The following is a 20,229-nucleotide window of genomic DNA, read 5'->3' as shown; positions in this document are numbered from 1 at the left end:
TTAATGGAGAGATTTTTTACGAATTTCTTCCCATTTCTCTATCATGCGCACCGCCATCGGAGCCGCGTCCCTCCCAAACTCTCCGAGTCGCAAATAAACAACAACGACAATATCAGGGAGCGTTAGCGCCTCATCTTCATACCCAATCGCACCAAACCATACATCTTTCAATTTCATACGCCCTCGTTCACGATCTAAGCTCACGCGAGCGATTACCTCAGCGGTACTCGTTTTACCGATAATACGAGACAGTTGTTCAGGAGCAAATCGTTGACGCATAAATCTTGTCGTTCCGTACTGTCCCCAAATCACGTTATGCATACCCTTCTTAAAGAGATGCACGATGGGATCGGGCAAGAAAATATCTCTTTTCTTTTTAACAGTCTCGGGGAAAAACTTTCCTTCATACCACTCTCCCTGTATTAAACTCGGTTGATATACACTTCCTCCATTAACTAATGTTGACATCATGACAGCTGTCTGTAAAGGAGTTACAACAAGTGTATGCTGCCCTATAGCTGTCGCGTATAACCCGGAACGGTTATACGCGACATCTACTGGCACTCTCCCTGCATATTCTCCAGGAAGGCCAACCCCTGTCTTTTCTCCAAATCCGAAAAGCCTAGCAGCTTCACATAAATCTTCTGGATCAGAAAGGTATTCACTCACAAGAAGAGAAAAATAAGGGTTACTTGACATTTCTAAAGCAGAAATAAGATCAATGTATCCTCTGCCAGAATAATCATTCCCCGGGAGGATCCCTCCTTTGAAAAAGGAGTTTATAGGAGAACCATCTTTAAAAAATCCGACATGAGGTTTCCCGCAACGGTACCCTAATGATTGCTTATCAACGATCACCAATAGCTTAGATAAGTCCTCTGGACTAGAGAGATGTTGCACAAGTACGGAATAAGCAGAAACTAATTTAAAAATAGACCCTAAAGTAGCCGCCTGACCAAAGGCATGCGCGGATAGATAACCGTAACCATACAATGGATAAAAAGAGGCGATAAGATCTTGCTCAATTTGTTCAACATTGCGTGTAAGAGTCAGAGGATATTGCCCATACAAAGGACGCTTGAGTTCTGCGAATTCACGAAAAGCAGCGAACAACTCACACAAATCATAGGATGTTTGCAATAAACGTTTATGTAAAAACTCGTAATGCTCACGCCATTCTAAGGCTGGATGCGCTCCAGAACGCAATTCCTGACGCCAACAAGCAAGTTCTCGATAATAAGGATCATCAGAGGGAATTTCTGTATCCGACAAGAGAAAAGCAATAAATGAGTCCATATACCTTTGGCAAAAAAGAGCATATTGCCGCGTTCTCTCTTCAACTAAGTAATCCACATAAGGCGTCGGATATCTTTGTTTACGAGCAAGCTCTTCTTCTCTTTTCTGTTTAAGGAAATCCGTAAAATGTTCTTCCCTCCAAACAGCAAAGTCTTGATCGATAAATATATTCTCCATCAACTTGGCAAAAGCCTTACGTAGAGCAATGAAATGTCCTTGATAATCTACAAAATCTAACACAGACATATGGCCAATTGCCGACAGCAAAGAAATCGAAACTCTTTCTGGATCTACAGCTGCACGCAACAAATCTAAAAACAGTACTTTATCGTAATTGGCTGGAAGCTCAACAAATAGGGATTCAAAACGTTTTCGAAATTCTTGAATCTCCTCACTTCTTTCCTCCAAAATTTTCCGAAACTGTTTCTGACGTTTAAGAGAAGTGACCTCTCCTATAGGCTCATGGCCATCTGCTTTTTGGAAAATGACATCAAAAACCAGTCCACAATCTTTCGCTTCCGAATCAAATATTTCCAAAAGCTGATCTACCTTACTTTGCAAGTAGATAGAAAGTCCGACCGAGCCCTTTTCACACAATAGCTGCTTTACTTTCGAAGTATCAGGAAGAATAAAGTCTAAAAAGGCTCGATAAGAAAAAGAGAGTTCCTCATCAAAGTATTTCCCTGTCAAAGGATCTAATCGCTCTCTTCTCAAAGGAACACGTCGATCGAATACCTCTCCTATATATTCAAGATTCTCTAACCATCGTAAAACGGAAGAACGACACTCCTCTTGATTAGCGGAGTCTTTCATATTGATAAAATCATTATTATCGTAACGCGGGGAAGAAGCCATAGCCAGAATTTGGCCATTCTTAGGATCCATAGCAACAATAGCGCCTCCTTTTATCCAAGGGAAAAAAGGAGGTAAATATTGTTGATGACGCCATTGTCGATAATCTCGAAAAGCCTCTCCTCGCTCATGCTCCGCAAGAAGTTCATGGGCAAAAGCTTGCAATTCTGTAGAAATAGTTAGTTGTATTTTCCTCCCAGGGCTTCCAACTAAAGAACCTTCCATCTCTTGAATAAAGTTCCCCCGTCGATCGACAAGCATAGATCGCTTACCGATTAACCCTCTTAATTTCCGGTCACAAAAAGCCTCTACACCTAACTTTCCAATCGAAGAATTCAATCCATAAGCATGCATCTCTAATTCATGCAAAAGCTTACGAACTTGATCGATACTCGATATTCCTAACGGGAATTTGGGATCTTCTCCCTCTTCATAAGCACGAATGCATTCTCGTAAGTTCCCCAGTTCCCTAGTAATTTTTCTGTGTTCCTCTGCGCTAATTGGGCCTACATATCCTAACAAATCCGCTACAGTACGTCCCTCTGGATAATGTCGACGAACAGAAGATTCAACATGTAATCCTGGCCAATCTTTTTCCAACATCTTAAGCTTTAAAAAAGTGCGCTCAGATACGTTTGCTTGAATGATATGCGGAACAGACCCTAACACAGAAGCTTTAGCATGAATCGTATCTTCAACAAAATCACGATCCATATGAAGCTCTTGAGCCAAAAAATCGGCGAATTTTTTAATATAATCCTTGCGAACAGGAACTAGCCTTTTATTCCCGTTTTCATCTGTATGCCAAACACGAGTGGGAATATCCCTTATAGCCCGATAAGAAATTCCTACATTGTACTGTAGAACATTTTCAGCCAAAGGCTTACCGAATCGATCGCATACTCCAGCACGATCAAAATGCTCTGGAACACTTCTACGTTGAGGACGATAAGCCTCTTCTTTTTTTTTCTCGTGCTGAACAACAGCTACATGCCATATACGTAAAGTAATGATAGACAAAGCAATAATAAATCCTACAAGTAGCCTGTTAGCCTTTTCTGGAACAGAAAGTGATCTACATCGTTTTCTCTTCATATATGGTTAGTTTAATCTGTTTGATTAGACGGACGTTTAAAAACTCTTTGTTTGTAATAAAAATCGTTTCCTACCGAAAAAAATCCTGAGTTTTTAGTCCCTTCTTTTACCAAAATTTTCATCTTTGGACCATTCCAAAAGCAAAAATCTTTGGTTTGAGAAATTTAGAGAAGTCCTAAGTTTTTCCTTTTATAATTAACGCGCTACTCTCTAACTCTTAAGCATTAACAGACTTTCATTTTTAGCTCGACACTCGATTTCGCGGCTTTTTTGTCTGCAAAAACCAAGCATAAAAAGATATACAAAAATGGAGCTCTACTTTATTGCTAGGTCAGAAGACGCTTAAAAGCTTCTTCCTGAGACAGACGTTTTTCTTATCAACTTTACGAGAATAAGAAAATTTTGTTATGGTCTCGAGCATTGAACGACATGTTCTCGATTAAGGCTGCTTTTACTTGCAAGACACTCCTCAGAGCCATAATTGCTACAGGACATCTTGTCTGGCTTTAACTAGGACACAGTGCCGCCAGAAAAAGATAGCGGGCACAAAGAGAGCTAATTATACAATCTTATTAGAGGTAAGAATGAAAAAACTCTTGAAATCGGTATTAGCATTTGCCGTTTTGGGTTCTGCTTCCTCCTTGCATGCTCTGCCTGTGGGGAATCCTGCTGAACCAAGCCTTATGATTGACGGGATTCTTTGGGAAGGTTTCGGTGGAGATCCTTGCGATCCTTGCACAACTTGGTGTGATGCCATCAGCCTACGTCTCGGCTACTATGGGGACTTCGTTTTTGATCGTGTTTTGAAAACAGACGTGAACAAACAGTTCGAAATGGGAGCAGCTCCTACAGGAGATGCAGACCTTACTACAGCACCTACTCCTGCATCAAGAGAGAATCCCGCTTATGGCAAGCATATGCAAGATGCAGAAATGTTCACTAATGCTGCGTACATGGCTTTAAACATTTGGGACCGTTTCGATGTATTTTGTACATTGGGAGCAACTAGCGGATATCTTAAAGGTAATTCTGCCGCCTTTAACTTAGTTGGTCTGTTTGGAAGAGATGAAACTGCAGTTGCAGCTGACGACATACCTAACGTCAGCTTGTCTCAAGCTGTTGTCGAACTCTACACAGACACAGCTTTCGCTTGGAGCGTCGGTGCTAGAGCAGCTTTATGGGAGTGCGGATGTGCAACTTTAGGAGCTTCCTTCCAATATGCTCAATCTAAGCCAAAAGTAGAGGAATTAAACGTTCTCTGTAATGCGGCAGAATTCACTATTAACAAGCCTAAAGGATACGTTGGACAAGAGTTTCCTCTTAACATTAAAGCTGGAACAGTTAGCGCTACAGATACTAAAGATGCTTCCATCGATTACCATGAGTGGCAAGCAAGCTTGGCTTTGTCTTACAGACTGAATATGTTCACTCCTTACATTGGAGTTAAGTGGTCTAGAGCAAGCTTTGATGCCGACACTATCCGCATTGCGCAGCCTKAGCTTGAGACCTCTATCTTAAKAATGACCACTTGGAACCCAACGATCTCTGGATCTGGTATAGACGTTGATACAAAAATCACGGATACATTACAAATTGTTTCCTTGCAGCTCAACAAGATGAAATCCAGAAAATCTTGCGGTCTTGCAATTGGAACAACAATTGTAGATGCTGATAAATATGCAGTTACTGTTGAGACACGCTTGATCGATGAAAGAGCAGCTCACGTAAATGCTCAGTTCCGTTTCTAATAGCGGCATATAATTTATTAGAACTAGCTTATTTTTCATCAATAAACACTCCTGTGTTTCTGGACTCGGTTTCGATCGAGTCCAGTTTTTCTTTCAAAAACTTTTTCGCCATTCATTCCATTTTAACTGCCCTCTTATAAGTTCTTCCTGAACAAAGATGTAAAAATTCTGCAAAAGAAGATTGCAGAAAAACTCCTCTTTTCACTACTATATCGGTCTACTTGAGCGCGCCCGTAGCTCAATGGTAGAGCTGTAGCCTTCCAAGCTACCGGTGTCAGTTCGATTCTGATCGGGCGCTTCCCAATATGTGACTACTACCAAGTCTGAAATTTGAGCGATGTTGCTCGGATGCCTTGTTAACACTTAAGAGGAGGGACAAAGCTTGGTGCTTTCTTGCGAACTAACTTTAAAAGAACTTTTAGAATCCGGAGCACATTTTGGACACCAGACAAGTCGCTGGAATCCAAAAATGAAGCCTTTTATTTTTGAAGAAAAGAATGGCCTTTACATCATTGATTTAGCCAAAACTTTGGCTCAATTGAAGAAAGCTGTTTCTTGCATTCAAAAAACTGTCGAGCAGGGAAAATCTATTTTGTTTGTTGGAACAAAAAAACAAGCAAAACAGATTATCAAAGAAGCTGCTATCGAATGTGGAGAATTCTTTGCATCAGAAAGATGGTTGGGTGGCATGTTAACAAACATGGCAACCATTAGAAATTCTGTAAAAACATTGAACAACATTGAAATAGACCTGGCGTCTTCTAATTCTGTTCTTACGAAAAAAGAAACCGCTTTGTTAGCCAAAAGACATCGCAAACTGCTTAATAATCTAGAAGGTGTTCGTCATATGAATTCCCTTCCAGGACTTTTGGTTGTTATTGATCCAGGATACGAGCGCATTGCTGTAGCAGAAGCTGGCAAACTCGGCATTCCTGTAATGGCTTTAGTTGATACAAATTGTGATCCGACACCAATTAACCATGTGATTCCATGTAATGATGACTCAATAAAGAGCATTCGCTTAATTGTTAACGCGCTCAAGGATGCTATTATTGATACGAAAAAACGTTCAGGTTTCGAAATTTTATCCCCTGTACGTCCTATAGAAAGACCTGCGGAAGAAATTGTTGAAGGGCTTCCTCTTCCTAACGAAGCTCAGAATGATGCTAATTCTAAAGAAGGTTTCTTAGTTTGGACAGATACTGATAATAGCGAGGCATTGAGATGAGCGACTTCTCCATGGAAACATTAAAGAGTTTGAGACAGCGAACAGGTGTAGGCCTGACAAAATGTAAAGAAGCCCTTGAACATGCAAAGGGCAACTTAGAAGATGCTGTTGTTTACTTACGAAAACTTGGACTTGCCTCTGCTGGTAAGAAAGAGCACCGAGAAACGAAAGAAGGTGTCATTGCTGCGTCGGTTGATGAGCATGGGGCAGCTATCGTCGAAGTGAATGTTGAGACGGACTTTGTTGCTAACAATAGCGTTTTCCGAACGTTTGTTACAGGTTTATTATCCGACATCCTCAACAACAAACTGAGTGATGTGGATGCTTTAGCTCAAGTAACGTCCTCTCAAGAGCCTTCTTTATCTGTAGAAGAGCTCAAAGCTGTAACGATGCAAACAGTCGGAGAGAATATTCGTATAAGCCGCGCGCTATATACACCTGTTAACTCTAATCAGAGTGTAGGAATCTATTCTCATGGAAATGGGAAAGCCGTTGCCCTGGTCTTTCTTTCCGGATCTGACAAACAAGAAGCGTTAGCAAAAGATATTGCTATGCATATTGTTGCAAGTCAGCCACAGTTCTTAAGTAAAGAAAGCGTTCCTCAAGAAGTTTTAGAGAGAGAAAGAGAAGTATTTTCTTCCCAACTATCAGGAAAACCCCAGGAAGTAATTGAGAAAATTACTACAGGGAAATTTAAGGCCTTTTTCCAAGAGACTTGTTTATTAGAACAAGCGTTCATTAAGGATCCTGACGTTACTATTCAGGAATTGGTTGATAGAGCTGCAAAAGCTAGTGGAGAGCCGCTAAAAGTTGAGCACTTTGTCTTTTGGAAGATAGGCGCATAAAAACCAAGTGGCGAGATGATGAAAAAACGAGTGAAACGAGTTTTATTCAAGATCTCTGGAGAGGCTCTTTCTGACGCTAGTTCTAGCGACAAAATCAGTGAAGAACGCCTCTCTCGATTGATTGCAGAACTTAAGGTTGTTCGCAATGCGGATGTTGAAGTTGCGGTGGTAATCGGTGGAGGGAATATCCTTCGAGGGCTATCACAGAGCCAAAACCTGCAGATCAATCGGGTTTCAGCTGATCAAATGGGAATGTTAGCGACGTTGATTAATGGGATGGCATTAGCGGATGCTTTAAAGACCGAGGATGTGCCTAATCTATTAACATCGACTTTATCTTGCCCACAGTTGGCAGAGTTGTATAACCCGCAAAAGGCATCTGACGCTCTCAGTCAAGGCAAGGTTGTTATATGTACTATGGGAGCAGGAGCTCCGTACTTGACAACTGACACTGGTGCAGCTTTGCGTGCTTGTGAATTGAAAGTTGATGTTTTGCTTAAAGCTACCATGCATGTGGATGGTGTTTACGATCGAGATCCTCGAGAGTTTGCTGATGCGGTAAGGTATGACCACATCTCTTATAGAGATTTTCTCTCCCAAGGGTTGGGCGCGATTGATCCTTCTGCAGTGTCTTTATGTATGGAAGCAGGAATCCCAATTAGAATGTTTAGCTTCACCAAACATTCCTTGGAAGAAGCCATTTTTAATACCGTTGGTACAGTGATATCTTCTACAGAGGGAGGACAACTATGACACTTACTTCTGCGGAAAAAGAGATGTCTGGCGTTTTAACGTTTTTCCAAAAAGAAATTCGTGGTTTCAGAACTGGGAAAGCACATCCGGCATTGGTAGAGACTGTTACTGTTGAAGTATACGGAACAACCATGCGGTTGTCAGATATTGCATCAATCAGTGTTTCTGATACGCGACAGCTTCTAATCTCCCCTTATGATGCAGGGAACGTTTCTGCTATTTCTAAAGGGATTTTGGCAGCCAATTTAAACCTTCAGCCTATAGTTGAAGGAGCTACGGTTCGAATTAATGTACCTGAGCCTACAGAAGAATACAGACGCGAAGTAATCAAGCAATTGAAACGTAAGAGCGAGGAAGCTAAGGTTTCCATTCGTAATATTCGACGTACTTGTAATGATAGGTTGAAAAAAGACGATAGTCTAACAGAAGATGCTGTGAAAGGCTTGGAGAAAAAAATTCAAGAGCTCACAGATAAGTTTTGCAAGCAGATAGAAGAGCTCGCAAAACAAAAAGAAGCTGAATTGTCTTCGATATAGACAGCTTCTTTGCAATCGGACTTTTCTTTGAAAATAAATGAGTTAGAAGAAAAAGAAGATTGCAGAAAAAAGGGGTTTAATAGTAATATTAAGCCCGTCCTGGCCCCATCGTCTAGCCTGGCCCAGGACATCGGATTTTCATTCCGGTAACAGGGGTTCGAATCCCCTTGGGGTCATTACAAAAAAGAAATACGGGTCTTTAGCTCAGCGGTTAGAGCATCTCACTTTTAATGAGAGGGTCGCAGGTTCGAATCCTTCAAGACCCATTTCTTTTTTCCTCAATATCAAAAATATTTCCTTCCTTTATCTTTTCTGTTATTGCTGAAAGTACTTCATTGTATCTACATGGCTTTCGGTATGAACCCCTCAGAAGAGTCTTCTGCTCTTTGTTATAACTGCCAGCAACCAGCAACAATTTGTTTTACAGAAATTTCTGAAAACATCACTTCGCGATGTTATGTATGCAATAACTGCCCATACCCTTCTCGATATTATGATCGAGAAACGGTCCTCGCTTCTCCTACAAATGAAACCCTAATTTTAGAATGTGGCAATTGTAAAACTAAATGGTGTATCCGCGACACGGATGAGATTTTATTAGGATGCGCTCTATGCTATAGAACTTTCAAATCTCTTATTTTATCCAGGCTCTTACGCTATCAAGCCATTTCATCCTATACTGCAGACAAAACCAATAACTTCCATATCGGGCGTTCTTTAGGAAATATAGAAAAACCTACTGTTAATCCTGCTATGCGTCTGATCGCTTTACATGAGGCCTTACAAGAGACTCTACGACGAGAAGATTATGAGCAAGCTGCAGAAATTCGTGATCAAATTAATCAGCTAAAAAATCAGAATACAACCGATGCTCCCTAACCAAATTCTCACAGATATCACAACAGTCAAACACTCTTTTAAAGCAGAAACGTTTCGTCCTATTTCCACACTCTCTTTATCAAGAAATCTCTCTGTTTCCAAATTTGTGCCCTGTCTTTCCAAAGAAAACAAACGCGATGTTTTAGAAACCATTGCCAAAGAGTTTTCGAATATTGAGGGAGAAGAATTTTTTGTTCTGCCACTCAAAGATTTACCCATCTGGCAACGAGAATGCTTATTAGAGCATTATCTTTGTCCTTATGATTTAAGTGGCTCTTTAGAAGGCGAAGCGCTTATTGTCAATCGAGCAGGGACCTTATTAGCAGGCATTAATCTTCGTGATCATTTGGTGCTACACGGAATAGATTTTGTCTGGCAGCCAGAAATGTTACTACAAAAATTAATAGATCTGGATATACGCTTGCAACAATCGCTTTCTTTTGCATTTTCTCCAGATTTTGGCTTTCTAACTACAGATCCTTTACGTTGCGGAACTGCGCTTGTAGCTCGGGCTTTTATCCATGTTCCTGCGCTTAGATATAGAAACAAACTATCTGAACTCTTAGTCCCCCATCAACGCGAGTTCGCTTGTTCTTCTTTGCTTCCTTTATCACAAGAATCTTTAGGTGATATTCTTTGTTTATCAAATATTTGTTCATTAGGAGTATCTGAAGAACAAATCCTCTCTTCCTTAAGGCTTGTGGTATCAAAAATTTTATCTGCAGAAACAGAAGCGCGCAACCTACTACTAAAAGAAAATTCCACAGAAATTAAAAATCGAATCTTGCGTTCTATAGGAATGCTCACACATTCTTGTTACTTAGATTTACAAGAGGCTCTGGATGCCACAAGCTGGATACAGCTAGGGATGAGCATGCAATGGATTGAAGATAGTGAAAAACATCCTCTATGGAGTCCCATGTTCTGGGATCTACGACGGGGTCACCTCGCCCTGTATAATCAGGACCCTGCAAATAAAACGATCGAGAAAGAAATAATCGCCCAGATACGAGCTCAGACAACAAAACCCCAGGCAGAGCGACTGATCCTTCGAGTCTGAAAAAGGAGGACGAAGGAATGACTTTCCTCTTTCATGCTTAGACACTGACGGCTTGTTACATGAACAATATATCTAAGCAACTATCGTAATCAATACCCTACCTAGGCATGCCCAAAGCCGGGATCGAACCGACGACCTACGCGTTACGAATGCGTTGCTCTACCAACTGAGCTATTTAGGCTAACTTACAAAAAGCCAAGAGAACTGGAGACACGGCTAACTCCAGCCCATCTTGGCTTCCCCCTGTGCAACAAACACCAGAGTCAGAAGCTATTCCATGGCGTTAGAATACCAACTTGCAACCTTTATATCATTATTCTGCTTCTATTTCTAGCATTTTAAAATCACTTTCTGTCTGAACCTTAGGAGCATTCTGACATTCGGGAGCATGACGAGGAGCAACTTCTAAAGATCCTCTTTCACTTTCCCAATTATAACGATATCCTTCCGAGTTGGATAAGACTGTTCCTTCCTCAAAGCTACTAATGACTTTTGGCTTAATGAAAATCATAATATTGCGCTTTTGGCGCTGATCGATTGTTCGGCTAAAGAGTCCTTTGATTAGAGGAAGAGAACTGAGTAATGGCACCCCAGAAACAATTTTTGTGAGTTTATCTCGAATATGCCCACTCATAACAAGGAAACATCCGTCAGGAACTTGTAATCTTGTAGCAGCAAACGTTTTATCCGTTACAGGAGTGAGAACTCCTTGCGCTGAATGCAATTCAGAAATCGTTTGCTCGATCTGCAAAGTAACGACATTATTAGGAGCAATAGTTGATGTTACGACCAGATTCACTCCGATATCTTCGTATTCAATATTTTGTGTAACAGAGCCAGTTTCCTGGATAACCGTACTCGTTGTTTGGAAAGGAATTGTCTGGCCTACAAAGAAGGACGCTTGCTGCGTATCTTGCGCCATAATTCTTGGATTAAGCACCACTGTTGTATCACCATCTTGGTCTAGGGCACTTAGTAATCCTCCTAACGTTAGATAAGACTTCCCATTATGACTGAGAACATTCCCAATAATTCCTAATCCAAATGCAGAAGATCCATACATCATATCACTGATGCCAGCTAATTGACCTGGAGTTGGCAACGAGATATTCCCTGGGTTTGGAGCAACGGGAGGAGTCTGATTACGCAAAGGATCCACCACTCCTGTGTTACTCAACAAACCAGAAGCATAAGCTACTTTTCCTTGTTCATCTCCAAGAGCTGCCCATTGCACCCCAAAGTCCCAAGATTTTTCTAAACTCGTCTCTAAAATGAGAACTTCAATATACACTTGTTTTGGAGGAAGATCTAATCCGTTCAACAGACTAACAACCTTATCCACATTAGCCTGATTTCCGATCACAACGATAGAATTGTTAATAGGCAACCATTGAATCGTGTTCAACGTGTTGATGAAATCTTCATCCATCGCCGTTGTCACATAAAGGTTATACCCAATATCCTGGATCGCTTGAGCAATAGCTGATCCATCCTGATATTTCAATTTATACATGAAAAAGCGCATGCTCTTAGGATTAGCGGATCCAGAGCTACCCAAAGCAGACGCAGGGCTCGTCACATCATCCAATGTATGCGCCATTTCTGGGATATCTAAAGATTGTAATAATTGGATCGCTTTCGTTGTTAATCTTGGAGATGAAATAACAAAAATTTTATTCGTCCCTGGCTGAATAAAAATTTGGAAGCCCTCTTCTTCCGTCATTGCTCCAAGGACATCCTGACAATAGCTAACTAATGCAGCAGGATTAGCAAACTGCACTTCATACTCAGACATATCAATAGACGCTCCAGGGCTATCTAATGCCTGTATCAACTCTCGAACTTTTTCGATATTTCCTGCTATATCCGAAACGATAATATGTCTAGTGGACTCGGAAGCACTAATAATCGCATCATGGGAAAGTAACGGCTGAATAATTTCTACCGCAGCAGAAGGACTTACGCTATACAAACGAAATACTCGTGTAACCACTACTGCTTCACTAGTATCTTTGGCAGAGCCATCAGTCACTACTGTTGACAGTTGTGAAAGCTTCGGATTGCGATAAATTAATACGTTATTCCCCTGCTCCATGACTTTCAAGTCATGCATCTTCAAAACTTGCAATAGAATCGTTGCTAAATCATCCACCGAAGTAGGATCGTGAGAAACTATCGTTACATTGAATTGCAAGTCATTGCTATCAAAAACGAAATTTGTTCCGGAAATCTTACTTACAAACTGCAGCAATTCCAAAATAGAAATGTCTTCAAAATTGACGGTATAGCCAACTTCTTTCAAATCCTGACAAGTAAGAGAATTCTTGTTCAATCGCTCCAGAACTTTTTTCTCTTCATCTTGGTCATGGGAGCTATCTTGTATCGTTTTAATGGAAAGATCCTCGGATGTGTTTGGATCTTTTCTTCCAGATTGAGAATGTCCGTTTCCTTTATTAGACACGGATTTATGCTGCTCTTCGATTTGTTTTCTTACACTGAAGTTAATCGCATTTACTGCACGACGCGCATAATTCTGTTTCTCTTCCCAGAGTTTAGACGCTTCTTCATTTTGTTTGGATATCTCTTGTTCAAGAGCTTTTTTCTCCTTCATAGCAGCAGCCTGTCTAACTGCTCCCTGTAAACGTCTCGGCTCTGCAGGGCGTTTTCTTTCTTCAGGCTTATCTGTTGCTTGCGTAAAATTAGGAGAAAAAATCTGGTGATTTTTTTTGAAATGGCGAGTTTGCGTTACAGGAGATTGAGGCCTTGCTGGAGCAGCTTTAACCGATGTAGGCCGTGTAGATGGAGTAGGCCCCACCACAGGCTTAGATCCAGGAGAACTCTTGCCCACTGAGTGTCTCGTGCTATTCTTAGGACACGCGGCTACCTGCTGATCTACTTCACGATAGTTCTGCAAAGAAGCTGACTGGTTAATTAAGCTCTCGCCAGACTGTGAATTCACACTTAACAACGCTGCATCTAGAACAATTAACGCAGACAAGAGGCCTAATTTCTTGTTATTTTGAATGATTCTTAAAATCTTGCTTCCTATTTTCGACGTCACTATGTTCACCGGACTCTTTTTAAGCTGATAAGTGTTGAAGGATAAAGACTTCCGTCATACTTCTGCCTCACTTCCTTCTGAAGGTAATCTGTTTGGCAGAATATATCCATTTGCCCTCTATCTTGCAACTTCAGGAAAGAAGGACAGTATAAATATACCAAATCTCTAGCCCTCGGGGTGTGTACGATAAGCTCATCACCAGGTTCCCACAAAAAAGATTGTTTGTGGATCTCCAGGGGTCCCTCTTCCCCTATTCCTTGCGATTCCGCTTGAAAACGTTGCACTCCCCTCGTTTGCTTTTTTAACGAGAAATCAGTTTTCCCACAAGAAAAGCACATGAGTTCTTGTTGGAAAAATATAAAACAGCAGCAGGAAATCCCTTTTTCACAAAGCGGAATATGCATTGTTTTACAAAGAGTATCCAATGTTTTTATTACTGTTGGGATATCTTGCGCTTTCTCTGTTCGCTGATTAAGAAACTGTTTGATCATACTAAGAGCAAAACTACAGTGCCCCTGAGCATAACAGAACCACAATTCTACTATATCCTCAGACCTAAGTATATCATAGTAAACATTATGTAAATCACAGGGCTCTTTTTGTGAATAAATGTGCAGAGCCATCCCTTCCGGCATGCAAAGCTTATCTGGAGCCAGCCACATATTTTGTTGCTGCAACTGTTCAAACTGCATGATTACGCGATCTTTTTTACGATAATCTTCGTGCACATCATGCATAAGATAATCTTGCAAAGCCGTAGCAAACTCTTGCATAGAAGGAAACCGTGCTTCTGGGTCTGGTTGCAATGCTTGAGTTAACACTTTACTAATCTTTACGGGGAGTAAAGATAAATAGACCTTTCCTAAAGAAAGCTGCCCCATAATCAGCTCATAAGCTAACAAAGCTAAAGCATACACATCGGATGCGGGAGATAGCTTTTCCTGCCTGCTCTGTTCGGGACTCATATATGCAGGCGAACCCCAATGATTAAATTGCCAGGCTGAAAGCCCATAATCGATCAACTTGACCTCTCCCAACCGAGAAATCATGATGTTTTCAGGTTTAATATCGAGATGTAAAACATGATGTTTATGAAGAGCCGTTATTGCCTGCGCTACTTGTAAAACAATAGAAACTGCCTTATCCAAAGCGAGATGAGATGAAAGGATAATATCTCGCAATGAATGCCCTAAAATATATTCAGAAACGAAATAACGTCCTTGCTCCCACTCACCTTTTTCTTCTAATCGAACAAATGCCGGATGATCTACAAGTTGCATAATCCTAGCTTCTTCTTCAAAAGCACGAAGAAAACGCTGGTCATGAATCCCTGGAGATACCAATGCTTTGATCACCACAGGACGAGAAGAACTCTCATCCACTCCTTGATAGACAGTCAAGCCTACCTTACGACTAAGTTCTCGTGTCAGAAGATATTTAGTCTTGGAAGGAAACGATACGCCTAATTCAAGCATAAAAACTGATACAACGCTATGATCTCTTCCCCGAATACAAAGCTTCTACTCCAGGAACTTTCCTATTGCTTTCCCAAAGACTAGAGGCTCTCCCCCTCTATTACAGAATGATTTGTTAACAGAAAGGTCTTATACTTCTAAAACTCGAATTCCTAGCACATCTTGCAGAGCAATAATATTGCCACGACCCACTTTAGCCCCGTTCAGAATGATATCTACCCCTAAAGTAGGATGCATGCCTTCAAAATGCAAAATGCTTCCGGGTTCTAGCTTCAAAAATTCTCCAACAGAAAGAGTATAGCGAGCAACCTCTGCAACAATTTTTGTCGCGGATGGTAAAGGAGCTGCTGGGCCTCCTTCGCTGTGTTCCTCAGGAGCATCTTCTGGCTGAAGTTCTTGCAATCCAGTAATTTTAAAATCTCCCGACTGCTTGTCTAAAAACCGTCCACCAAAAAACCGAGTACGCTGAATCGATAAGAAAGCTCCCGCATCGCCCGTATCTGGATCATACAAACAAGCATCTAACAAAATAAAACTGCCGGGAACAACTTGGTGCCAATCTTCTTCTGAGATCTGACAAAACCCTACTTCTACAGAGAGAGTAACAGGAGTTTGCATATCGATTTTTTGGATATCGAAAGTCTGATTCTTCTCTTCTAAGAATTTATAGACACTCTGGGCTGTTGTGTCAGGAACCAAAACAGAAAAACGCACATAAGAGCTATCTAAACGACAAGTGACTTGCACAACATGATAGTCCCCTTCTAAAGCACGAGCAGAAAATGCAACATCCCCTGTTACCTTCACTGCCATGGAAGGGATCCAAGAGACCTCTTGCAAAAGCTTGCAGATCTCGGCAACAAAATAGTAATGGAACCCCAATAACCGATCTTTTTCATAGAAGTAAGAAGCTAGGGAACTATCATTAAAAATGGTCCCTATCAATGCTTGCAAATCTTCTTCTGAAGAAACAATATAAAACTCTCCTGATTCAAAGGGATTTGCCAAAAATGGCTGAAGCAAAACATGCTCTCCGTATTCCTGCACAGCAGGTGCAGCAGACAAGAGCCCTTGCGACTCAAAAGAGAGTTCCACCTCTTCTAAGTGGAATTTCTCTTTCAGTTTCTGCTCACACTCCTGCTTTGGGAAAACAGGAAGGGAGAAACTCCCTTCGTCCTGTTTTTGCAAAGAACTTAGTAACTCGTCTCTAGCTTTCAACCAATTACTACTAGGCTCTGCTGCAACTGCCATGGGAATACCTTATATCTGAGCTTCTTCTAATTTCTTCTCTTGCTGGCGACCTTGATGTTGTTCTTGACGTCCTTCACCTTCTTGGTCTCCTTCCTGATCATGATGACGAATAGTCGCTGCAATCATGTGTAATGGAGTTTCTACTTTTTCAAGAACAGGTAGGCTAACGGCTACGTTACCTACAACTAACTCTGTTAAATTTAACTGACGAGACTTCAAAGACTCAACTAAAGAAGTTAATTGCTCGGGATTCTGTTGAACCAGTTGCATAGCTTCTGCAACCTGATCCTGATCTACGAAATTTGAGAAAGTAACAGCCACATCCTCCCCTGTTTGCACTAGGGTTAAATTAGCTCCGCAGAAAGCCTCTGGCACTGTACTATTATTATCTAAAACAATCTCTACTAATTGCTTTCCATCTACATCAGCAACTAACAAGGATTCTACTGTAGATAAAACAAGCTGTTCTACCCATTGCAAATCAATTTGACTCATGGTCACAGCATTGGTCTCTATCATCACTTCGCTAGCTACAGCCATAGGTGTATCAGTAAAAGCTACTCCTGCAGTTAAATTACCTCCAGACAAGAATCCATCTCTGTTTTCCTCCTCTTCTTCTCGAGAAGAAACTTCTGCAGACTTATCTTCAATACTACCTTCCTTAGAACTTCTTGAAGTTTCATGACGCGAAGAGGTTCTTCCTGATCCATGGTCTAATTTTTCTTGTTTAGAGGAAGATTTTCCTCCTAAAGAAAATACCTTAACATCTCTTTGATCTCTTGGCTCATGAGATTCTGCCTGTGCATGATTATGCTCAACCTTTGCACTAAACAAAGATTCTGTCGTTTTATTTACTTCCATAAATTAGTTCCCCCCAGATTCCCGTTGTTTTTGCTTACGTAACTGATGAAGCAATTGCCCCATTTCATCTTGCTCTTTTTCTTCCTGGCGAGCTTCCTCTTTAAGAGCTTCTTTCATCCATTCTTCTTTATGCAATCGCGTTTTCTCTTCTTCTTTGCGTCGTTTCGTTAGCTCTACTTCAGCCCTTTCTAATTCTTTTGCTGCTGCCAGTACACTTTCTTTCTGTTTATTGACTTTTTCTTCTTCTTCGGCAAGTTGTATAGCTACAACTTTGATATAAGCCTTCATTTTAAGAATCACATCACTAGTAGTTCCGTCATCCAGTTGCTCACGAAGTTGACGAATTTTTTGCATATAGTGATTCTTAATTTTATCACGCTCAGATTCGCACTCACGCAATTTTTCTTGTTCTAACTCTAAAAGTCTGCGCTTCTCCTTAACAACCTTTTCTGCCCTGTCAACACGATCTTTCTTAATGGATAAGACAGGTTCTAAAGGATATCTAACCACACAATCCTACTATTTTCCAAACTTACCGGAATATTGCTCTCAACTGCTGAGCAGCTTCCTCATAATTTGTTTTTTCATGAATATCTTGCTTGAGGAAACGATTCAATTTATCAATATGGTCAATCGCGAAATCTACCTCACGATCAGACCCTCGACGATATTCCCCAATACGAATCAACATCTCGTTCGCTTTATATTTCGCTAAGACTTCCCTAGCACGACCAATAATTCGACGTTGTTCTTCAGGAACAATTGCAGTCAATAATCGGCTAATAGAAGCCAGCACATCAATCGCAGGATAATGATAAGCTTGAGCTAACGCGTTGGAAAGCACGATATGCCCATCCAAAATAGACTTCACCTCATCAGCCACCGGCTCATTCATATCATCCCCAGCAACTAACACGGTATAAAATGCCGTGATAGTCCCTTTCTCCGAAGCTCCCGCTCTTTCCAATAATTTGGGCAATGTTGAAAATACGGAAGGAGTATACCCAGCACGAGCAGGAGGCTCTCCAGCTGCGAGCCCTACTTCCCGTAAAGCTCGAGCAAACCGGGTCACAGAATCCATCATAAGCACAACTGTCTTACCCTGGTCCCTAAAATATTCTGCTATAGCTGTTCCCACATAAGCAGCGTTCAATCGAAGCTGAGAAGATTGATCGGAAGTAGATACCACAATGACGGAACGTTTCATTCCTTCTTCACCAAGGTCATTTTCTATAAACTCCCGAACTTCTCGTCCCCGCTCTCCAATTAACGCAATCACGTTAATATCGGCTTCTTCTGCGTTACGAGCAATCATGCCTAACAAAGAAGATTTTCCGACCCCTGCTCCCGCAAAAATCCCGATTCTTTGTCCTTTGGCAACAGTAAGCATTCCATCTATACAACGCACTCCTGTAGATAGAATCGTACGCAATTTTTCTCGATGCAAAGGATCTGGTGGAGCTTTAAAAATGGGATAAATGGAATCGACATTCTCCAAAGGTCCTTTGGTCTCTATATCAATAGGTTCTCCAAGACCATTCAATACACGGCCTAAAAGTCCTGCCCCTGCTCGAATGTGCAAAGGCAATCCCGTGGCGATCACTTCAGAAGAAGGACTCACTCCAGATAACTCTCCTAAAGGAGAGAGAAATACAAAGTTCTGCGTAAACCCGACAACCTCTGTTACCAAAGGCTCCATTCCATGACGTTTCACCAGGCAAACTTCGCCCACCCGAACATCCGGAACGACAGCTTTGATTAACATCCCGACAACTTCGATAATACGCCCAACAACTGCCGTCAATTGAACTTCTGGCAATTCAGTCATGAGCGTATCAAACTCGGTCGTTAGCTCTTTCATGTTAACCTAATTGTGTTGTCATGATCGTTTTTATACTACTTACCGAGGCTCCTAAAATACTGGCAAATAACTCGGATCGCTGTGTAGCTCTTTGAACAGCATACTGAACTTTTAAGAAATCCGCGAGCGATTCTCCTTCTCCATTACGAGAACACAAATACAATAAAGCCCGATTCAGAATTTCTTCTCCTGAGGAAACCCAATCTACAACCTTACGCGTAATGGATTTCTCTTTATTGTTAGCCTGATCCATACTTTGTTGTGTATGTTCAGCAATCGATTGAAAATCTCCATGAATCAAATCAATAATAGTCCCTAAAGCATCGATATGCTCTGAGGTAAGCTTATCTAGATCTTGATTCTCTATTCGTGTTTGCGCATCCCACAAACGACTTTTCAATAAATTAATTTGTTCTTGCAACTCTTCGGAATTAAGAGCTTCTTCTAATTCTGGATCGATCAGCTGCGAATTTTTATCCTGCATCATTGCCATTAAAGATGGTTTCTCTGCAGAAACTCCCGAATCCATTGCTACATTTCCTCCTCCTAGCGAAAATAAAGCAACATTCTTATTCAATTCGCTAGACATAGGAGATGCTGAAGGCTTGTCAACCACAGCACTCTCCTTATCTCCATCAAAATTTGGAAAAAGTGTCAGAGGATCTATCATGCACCACTCCAATTTTCCCTTAATTTAATTCAAAGGACCACAACTCTTAGCAACTAACTCGTCATGCCAATCCAAAACAGACCTTGCTAAAGCTTTTGTGGACTCTATTTTACAATTTTCTAATACCTGATCAGCTAAACGCAAGCATTGCTCTAAACTTTCTCTGCGCACTTCAAAAGAACTTCCTTGATGAAGCACAATCATCATTAATGTTAATGATAAAAATGCCTTTGCACTCCAGTTCTCGGGATCTTTTTCAACTACAACACGAAATAAACTTTCTGCCTGCGTTAACTCCATCTTATGTAAATGAATTAATCCATTTCCTACTTCGTAGGCTGTATGTTCAGGATCTAACACGTGTAATACTTGAAACAAAGCTTGAGCACTAACCTCATCTCCTTGTTTGATAGCAACCAGTCCTGCTTCAAAAAACAGCGCAAAATCTTCCCTAAATGCATCTAAATTCGCCATGACCATACCCTTCCTATTTTTTTAATTAACTTCCTTTAGCAGATCTTGCCATAGTGATCATCTCTGTATGCACTGCTGTCAAGATGTTGGATGAAGCCTCCATATATTGACACAAAATTTGCGTACGGTATTGCAAATTAAACATCGTCCCTAAGTCTACAGTTCCTTGCGTGGATGTCTCTAATTCTGTTAGATACTGTTGCACTCCTAGAACGTATTTACATACACCTTCCGACATCTCATTGAAATTCAAAGCCGAACAACTTTTCGCCATAAATACTCTC

The 20,229-nt window shown here is 41.0% G+C and carries 17 protein-coding genes and 4 tRNA genes; 10 read left to right on the top strand and 11 right to left on the bottom strand.

Annotated features, from left to right (window positions below; translation table 11 throughout):
* The gene (locus tag TC_RS00290) at positions 1 to 3,243 is read right to left on the bottom strand and encodes a penicillin-binding transpeptidase domain-containing protein (protein ID WP_010229238.1); all 3,243 of its coding nucleotides are present in this window, start codon (positions 3,241 to 3,243) and stop codon (positions 1 to 3) included.
* Between the two features lie 584 nt (positions 3,244 to 3,827).
* On the opposite strand from TC_RS00290, the gene TC_RS00285 reads away from it, so the two are divergent.
* From TC_RS00285 to TC_RS00240, 10 genes are all read left to right on the top strand, one after another.
* Positions 3,828 to 4,991, top strand: coding sequence for a porin (locus TC_RS00285; protein WP_010904265.1), 1,164 nt, complete (start codon positions 3,828 to 3,830; stop codon positions 4,989 to 4,991).
* A gap of 227 nt (positions 4,992 to 5,218) precedes the next feature.
* A tRNA-Gly gene (locus TC_RS00280) sits at positions 5,219 to 5,289 on the top strand.
* A gap of 84 nt (positions 5,290 to 5,373) precedes the next feature.
* The gene (gene rpsB / locus TC_RS00275; RefSeq protein ID WP_010904264.1) at positions 5,374 to 6,219 is read left to right on the top strand and encodes a 30S ribosomal protein S2; all 846 of its coding nucleotides are present in this window, start codon (positions 5,374 to 5,376) and stop codon (positions 6,217 to 6,219) included.
* Positions 6,216 to 7,064 carry a translation elongation factor Ts gene (gene tsf, locus TC_RS00270; RefSeq protein ID WP_010229226.1) on the top strand — a complete coding sequence of 283 codons (849 nt, stop codon included), beginning with the start codon at positions 6,216 to 6,218 and terminating at the stop codon, positions 7,062 to 7,064. The genes rpsB and tsf overlap by 4 nt, the downstream gene beginning before the upstream one ends.
* Positions 7,065 to 7,079: 15 nt before the next feature.
* On the top strand, positions 7,080 to 7,817 hold the full coding sequence (pyrH, locus tag TC_RS00265) for a UMP kinase (protein ID WP_010229223.1): 738 nt from the start codon (positions 7,080 to 7,082) through the stop codon (positions 7,815 to 7,817).
* Entirely contained in the window at positions 7,814 to 8,353 is a 540-nt protein-coding gene (gene frr / locus TC_RS00260) for a ribosome recycling factor (RefSeq protein WP_010229219.1), read from the top strand. Before pyrH ends, frr begins: the two co-directional genes overlap by 4 nt.
* A gap of 101 nt (positions 8,354 to 8,454) precedes the next feature.
* Positions 8,455 to 8,529 (top strand) — tRNA-Glu (locus tag TC_RS00255).
* A gap of 17 nt (positions 8,530 to 8,546) precedes the next feature.
* Positions 8,547 to 8,619: transfer RNA gene (locus TC_RS00250), tRNA-Lys, on the top strand.
* 91 nt (positions 8,620 to 8,710) lie between these two features.
* The gene (locus tag TC_RS00245) at positions 8,711 to 9,232 is read left to right on the top strand and encodes a UvrB/UvrC motif-containing protein (protein ID WP_010229214.1); all 522 of its coding nucleotides are present in this window, start codon (positions 8,711 to 8,713) and stop codon (positions 9,230 to 9,232) included.
* Positions 9,222 to 10,292, top strand: a complete 1,071-nt coding sequence (locus TC_RS00240) for a protein arginine kinase (protein ID WP_010229211.1) — start codon at positions 9,222 to 9,224, stop codon at positions 10,290 to 10,292. Before TC_RS00245 ends, TC_RS00240 begins: the two co-directional genes overlap by 11 nt.
* A 108-nt stretch (positions 10,293 to 10,400) precedes the next feature.
* Here the strand turns inward: TC_RS00240 and TC_RS00235 are convergent.
* From TC_RS00235 to TC_RS00190, 10 genes are all read right to left on the bottom strand, one after another.
* Positions 10,401 to 10,473, bottom strand: a tRNA-Thr gene (locus TC_RS00235).
* Positions 10,474 to 10,605: 132 nt separating this feature from the next.
* Positions 10,606 to 13,362, bottom strand: a complete 2,757-nt coding sequence (locus tag TC_RS00230) for a secretin N-terminal domain-containing protein (protein WP_010229208.1) — start codon at positions 13,360 to 13,362, stop codon at positions 10,606 to 10,608.
* Positions 13,359 to 14,828, bottom strand: coding sequence for a serine/threonine protein kinase (locus TC_RS00225; RefSeq protein WP_010229205.1), 1,470 nt, complete (start codon positions 14,826 to 14,828; stop codon positions 13,359 to 13,361). The genes TC_RS00230 and TC_RS00225 overlap by 4 nt, the downstream gene beginning before the upstream one ends.
* A gap of 129 nt (positions 14,829 to 14,957) precedes the next feature.
* Positions 14,958 to 16,079 carry a type III secretion system cytoplasmic ring protein SctQ gene (gene sctQ / locus TC_RS00220; protein ID WP_010229202.1) on the bottom strand — a complete coding sequence of 374 codons (1,122 nt, stop codon included), beginning with the start codon at positions 16,077 to 16,079 and terminating at the stop codon, positions 14,958 to 14,960.
* Between the two features lie 9 nt (positions 16,080 to 16,088).
* Positions 16,089 to 16,940, bottom strand: a complete 852-nt coding sequence (locus TC_RS00215) for a DUF5421 family protein (RefSeq protein WP_010229200.1) — start codon at positions 16,938 to 16,940, stop codon at positions 16,089 to 16,091.
* Positions 16,941 to 16,943: 3 nt separating this feature from the next.
* On the bottom strand, positions 16,944 to 17,450 hold the full coding sequence (gene cdsO, locus TC_RS00210; RefSeq protein ID WP_010229197.1) for a type III secretion system protein CdsO: 507 nt from the start codon (positions 17,448 to 17,450) through the stop codon (positions 16,944 to 16,946).
* Positions 17,451 to 17,472: 22 nt separating this feature from the next.
* Positions 17,473 to 18,801 carry a SctN family type III secretion system ATPase CdsN gene (gene cdsN, locus TC_RS00205; protein ID WP_010229194.1) on the bottom strand — a complete coding sequence of 443 codons (1,329 nt, stop codon included), beginning with the start codon at positions 18,799 to 18,801 and terminating at the stop codon, positions 17,473 to 17,475.
* Position 18,802: 1 nt separating this feature from the next.
* Positions 18,803 to 19,471 (bottom strand): hypothetical protein, encoded by a 669-nt coding sequence (locus TC_RS00200; protein ID WP_010229189.1) that lies wholly within the window; start codon positions 19,469 to 19,471, stop codon positions 18,803 to 18,805.
* 24 nt (positions 19,472 to 19,495) lie between these two features.
* Complete coding sequence (locus tag TC_RS00195) at positions 19,496 to 19,945, bottom strand: tetratricopeptide repeat protein (protein WP_010229187.1); 450 nt, start codon at positions 19,943 to 19,945, stop codon at positions 19,496 to 19,498.
* Positions 19,946 to 19,970: 25 nt separating this feature from the next.
* Complete coding sequence (locus TC_RS00190; protein WP_010229182.1) at positions 19,971 to 20,219, bottom strand: DUF5407 family protein; 249 nt, start codon at positions 20,217 to 20,219, stop codon at positions 19,971 to 19,973.
* Between the last annotated feature and the right edge of the window lie 10 nt (positions 20,220 to 20,229).

Origin of the sequence: Chlamydia muridarum str. Nigg (assembly GCF_000006685.1) — a bacterium.
GTDB classification, from domain to species: domain Bacteria; phylum Chlamydiota; class Chlamydiia; order Chlamydiales; family Chlamydiaceae; genus Chlamydia; species Chlamydia muridarum.
The sequence above is the reverse complement of the archived record's forward strand: the minus strand, read 5'-3'. Positions and strand labels throughout refer to the sequence as shown.

Bases quoted from the DNA above. Each gene is read 5' to 3' on its own strand.
- TC_RS00290 (WP_010229238.1), bottom strand. From the start codon at position 3,243: ATGAAGAGAAAACGATGTAGATCACTTTCTGTTCCAGAAAAGGCTAAC.
- TC_RS00200 (WP_010229189.1), bottom strand. From the start codon at position 19,471: ATGATAGATCCTCTGACACTTTTTCCAAATTTTGATGGAGATAAGGAG.
- TC_RS00190 (WP_010229182.1), bottom strand. From the start codon at position 20,219: ATGGCGAAAAGTTGTTCGGCTTTGAATTTCAATGAGATGTCGGAAGGT.
- sctQ (WP_010229202.1), bottom strand. From the start codon at position 16,079: ATGGCAGTTGCAGCAGAGCCTAGTAGTAATTGGTTGAAAGCTAGAGAC.
- TC_RS00245 (WP_010229214.1), top strand. From the start codon at position 8,711: ATGAACCCCTCAGAAGAGTCTTCTGCTCTTTGTTATAACTGCCAGCAA.
- TC_RS00240 (WP_010229211.1), top strand. From the start codon at position 9,222: ATGCTCCCTAACCAAATTCTCACAGATATCACAACAGTCAAACACTCT.
- TC_RS00215 (WP_010229200.1), bottom strand. From the start codon at position 16,940: ATGGAAGTAAATAAAACGACAGAATCTTTGTTTAGTGCAAAGGTTGAG.
- frr (WP_010229219.1), top strand. From the start codon at position 7,814: ATGACACTTACTTCTGCGGAAAAAGAGATGTCTGGCGTTTTAACGTTT.
- TC_RS00225 (WP_010229205.1), bottom strand. From the start codon at position 14,828: ATGCTTGAATTAGGCGTATCGTTTCCTTCCAAGACTAAATATCTTCTG.
- tsf (WP_010229226.1), top strand. From the start codon at position 6,216: ATGAGCGACTTCTCCATGGAAACATTAAAGAGTTTGAGACAGCGAACA.
- pyrH (WP_010229223.1), top strand. From the start codon at position 7,080: ATGATGAAAAAACGAGTGAAACGAGTTTTATTCAAGATCTCTGGAGAG.
- cdsN (WP_010229194.1), bottom strand. From the start codon at position 18,801: ATGAAAGAGCTAACGACCGAGTTTGATACGCTCATGACTGAATTGCCA.
- TC_RS00195 (WP_010229187.1), bottom strand. From the start codon at position 19,945: ATGGCGAATTTAGATGCATTTAGGGAAGATTTTGCGCTGTTTTTTGAA.